The organism is Streptomyces sp. W16, assembly GCF_033194735.1.
Taxonomy (GTDB): domain Bacteria; phylum Actinomycetota; class Actinomycetes; order Streptomycetales; family Streptomycetaceae; genus Streptomyces.
In genome coordinates this window covers 1-3,545 of record NZ_JAWOAI010000764.1, presented here as the reverse complement: position 1 = coordinate 3,545, position 3,545 = coordinate 1, and the positions used below count along the sequence as shown (strand labels likewise).

The 3,545-nt window shown below is 70.0% G+C and carries 4 protein-coding genes; all 4 read right to left on the bottom strand.

Features of this window, described 5'->3' with window-relative positions:
• The coding region (locus R6V09_RS48800) for an NAD-dependent epimerase/dehydratase family protein (protein ID WP_317887882.1) at positions 1 to 177 on the bottom strand (177 nt) is incomplete at its 3' end.
• Positions 178 to 237: 60 nt separating this feature from the next.
• Positions 238 to 831: a winged helix-turn-helix domain-containing protein gene (locus tag R6V09_RS48795; protein ID WP_317887881.1), complete on the bottom strand. Its 594-nt coding sequence runs from the start codon at positions 829 to 831 to the stop codon at positions 238 to 240.
• 293 nt (positions 832 to 1,124) lie between these two features.
• Complete coding sequence (locus R6V09_RS48790) at positions 1,125 to 2,045, bottom strand: DUF6891 domain-containing protein (RefSeq protein WP_317887880.1); 921 nt, start codon at positions 2,043 to 2,045, stop codon at positions 1,125 to 1,127.
• An 84-nt stretch (positions 2,046 to 2,129) separates the two neighbouring features.
• Positions 2,130 to 3,158, bottom strand: coding sequence for a glutamine synthetase (gene glnII, locus R6V09_RS48785; RefSeq protein WP_317887879.1), 1,029 nt, complete (start codon positions 3,156 to 3,158; stop codon positions 2,130 to 2,132).
• Positions 3,159 to 3,545: the final 387 nt, after the last annotated feature.

Genomic DNA, 3,545 nt, shown 5'->3' with positions numbered 1-3,545 from the left:
CTCGGCCAGCGCGGCGAGCCCACCGGGCGCGGTGCGGTCACCCCGCAGCGCGCGTACCCCGGGCAAGGGGGTGTGCCGTCCCCGGTTGAGGACGGTCACCTCCCAGCCCCGCCCGAGGGCCGCCTCCACGACGGCCCGTCCCACGAATTCCGTACCGCCCAGCACCAGAAGTCTCATACCGGCGACTCTGCCCGCACGGCCCACGGAACGGAACGCGAATCTGCCGTCAGCAGACGATCAACGCGCGGTCGGCGGCGTGTACTTGTACCCGACCCGGCGCACCGTCTGGATCGCCTTGCGGTGCTCGACGCCCAGCTTGCGGCGCAGCCGGGCGATGTGGACGTCGACGGTACGGCCGTCGCCCACGTGCCCGTAGCCCCACACCGTGGTGACCAGCTGGTCGCGGGTGTGCACCCGGTTGGGGTGGGCCACCAGGTGGGCGAGGAGTTCGAACTCCAGGTACGTGAGGTCGAGTTCCTCGCCCTTGAGCTGCGCGGTGCGCTGCACGGTGTCGATGCGGACGAGCGGTTCGGCGCCGACGGTGATGTCGGGTACGCCGTCGGGCAGGACGTCGGGGTGTCCGGTCCGGGCGAGGTGCGGGCTGTCGGCCGGGATGAGGACGAGGTACCCGACCATCGGCGGCTGCCCCGGCAGCGTGGGCAGCGTGTGCGGCGGCGCGGGCAGCCAGGTGGCACCCGGCGGCAGGAACTCCGCCACGTCGATCACCTCGTCCCGGTCGACGGCACGCAGATGGTTCCGCGCACTGTTCGGGGCGGGGGAGGGGGCCGGAGCGTTGAGAGTGGCGGAGGGCAGAGAACGGATGATCGCCATGAGAGGTCAGCTCTTTCGCGCGAGAGGTTCGTCGAGGGACGTACATCGATTCGCGCAGGCCGGAGGCCGAAGGTGTACGGCTTTAGAGGGCCGGCGCGTTCATCGCGCGACAACACACCCGGTCGAAGTCATGGTGCTGACGGGAAGGCCAGAAGGGCTCCAGGTCATGGCGACCCGTCGCTCCGCACTTCTGGTAGTTGCCCATGGGCCCATTGAAGCAGACACACGCCCGCAACAGGACCCTCCTCTCACAGCTTGGACGCCCCCTTGGCGGGAAATTGACGTCCGGTCCTTCATCCCACCAGCCGTCTGTGCCAGGTCAGCGGCTTGACGTCGATCGCCTCGTCCGGATCGCCGTCCCAGTCGGCGGACAGCCCGGCGGCCCGGAGCGCGGCCAGGACCTCGTGCCCGACGGCTGTGGCGGTCTCGGCCGAGCCGTCGAACCCGCCGTAGCGCAGAGCGAGTCCGTATCCCCCGACGGCGCGCTCCGTGACTTGGTCGTGGAAGAAGACGAAACCCCGGGTGCCCTCCCGCTCCGCGCCGATCTCCGCGAGGCCGCAGCCCCCGCAGCAGCCGAAGTTCTCCCGGGCGGTGATGCCGCTCGCGTCCAGTGCCTCGAAGGCGCGGGTGAGCCGGTCCGGGTCGGTGACGCCCTCCCAGGCCGCCTGCTCGGCCACCCGCTCCACCCACAGCCGGTCCACCAGCCGCGCGGCCTGCGCGCGGGACACCGGCCGCTCGTCGCCTCTGACGAGGTAGTCCTCGGCGATCTCGGTCAGCGTCTTCCGGTCGTCGTAGCCGCAGCGCAGCCGCGTCCGGACCCGCTCCTCGACCTTCTCCCGCACCTCGTCCGGCAGCTCGGGAACATCCTCCCGGGGCCCCAGGCCGACCGGCTCCCAGCCGAGGCCCGCGTCCCAACCGGCCGTCTGCCGCGCCCAGCCGGTCAGCAACTCCGCCACCCGCACAGGGTCCGTGAGATTCGTACCGTAGAACTCGCTCTCACTCAGCCGGTGTTCCAGCCGGTAGTCCCCGCCCTCCTCGTGCCACACCTGGGCGAACACGTCCGGGAGGTCGGGTATCCGCTGCACGACCAGGAAACGGTCACGGGCGCCCCCGATCCGCGCCACCAGCTCCCGCAGCCGTACCGCCGAAATCCGCGTGTACGCCTGTCCGTTCTCCGTCTCGACCTTGATGTCGAGACCCCCGTCGATCTCCATGCCCCCACCATGGCACCCGCCACTGACAACGCGAAGAGGCGCCCACCACGACGGTGGACGCCTCTTCGAAGAAGCGGTTGCGGATCAGACCTGTCCGGCCTTCTCCAGCGCGGAGCAGCACGTGTCGACGATGAGGCGCGTCACGAGGTAAGGGTCGACGTTGGCGTTCGGGCGGCGGTCCTCGATGTAGCCCTTGCCGTCCTTCTCGACCTGCCACGGGATACGGACCGAGGCGCCACGGTTGGAGACGCCGTAGGAGTACTCGTTCCACGGGGCGGTCTCGTGCAGGCCCGTCAGACGGTCGTCGATGCCGGCGCCGTAGTGCTTGACGTGGTCGAGGGGCTTGGAGCCCTCGCCGAGGGACTCGCACGCGGTGATGATCGCGTCGTAGCCCTCGCGCATCGCCTTGGTGGAGAAGTTGGTGTGCGCGCCCGCGCCGTTCCAATCGCCCTTGACCGGCTTCGGGTCGAGGGTCGCGGAGATGCCGAAGTCCTCGGCGGTGCGGTAGAGCAGCCAGCGGGCGATCCACAGGTGGTCGGAGACCTCCAGCGGGGAGACCGGGCCGACCTGGAACTCCCACTGGCCGGGCATGACCTCGGCGTTGATGCCGGAGATCGCGAGACCGGCCTTCAGGCAGTTCTCCAGGTGGGCCTCGACGATCTCGCGGCCGAAGATCTCGTCGGCGCCGACACCGCAGTAGTAGCCGCCCTGGGGCGCCGGGAAGCCGCCCTCGGGGAAGCCCAGCGGACGGGCGCCGTCGAAGAAGGTGTACTCCTGCTCGATGCCGAAGATCGGCTCCTGCGCGGCGAACTTGGCCGAGACCTCGGCGAGCGCGGCACGCGTGTTGGACTCGTGCGGCGTCATGTCGATCTCAAGGACCTCGCACATGACGAGGATGTCGTCGCCGCCGCGGATCGGGTCCGGGAAGCTGGCGACCGGCTTGAGCACGCGGTCCGAGGAGTGCCCCTCGGCCTGGTTCGTGGACGACCCGTCGAAGCCCCAGATCGGGAGCTCCGCGCCCTTGGCGTCGTCGGCCAGAATCTTCGTCTTGGAACGGAGCTTGGCCGTCGGCTGGGTGCCGTCGATCCAGATGTACTCAGCCTTGAAGGTCACGGGCCACATCCTTCGGGGTGGGTCATTCGTCGCACTTGCGGGTGCTGCGGCGCAGCGGCACTGGAGCGCCGCGATTCATGCCCGGCAGCCTGTCAACATGCGATTTCCCGATCATTGCTCAAGTGTGAACCCCGTGTTACCTGGCGATGCTGTGGCGCGATTCACGCCACCCCCGCCCGACCGACTGTTCGCAGTCGCAGACGGGGGCGGTCCGGCGGCTCGTATGCGATGGGGTTGGCCACGGCGCAGGGGTAACAACAGGGGTGACAAGCGGGGAGACGTACCTGAACGTGTGCGGGCCCGTCGACGGGCGGCGACTCGTGCTGCTGCCGGGCGGCGGCGGAGCGACCTCGGCGTCCTGGCACGCCCAGGCCGCCGAGCTCGCCC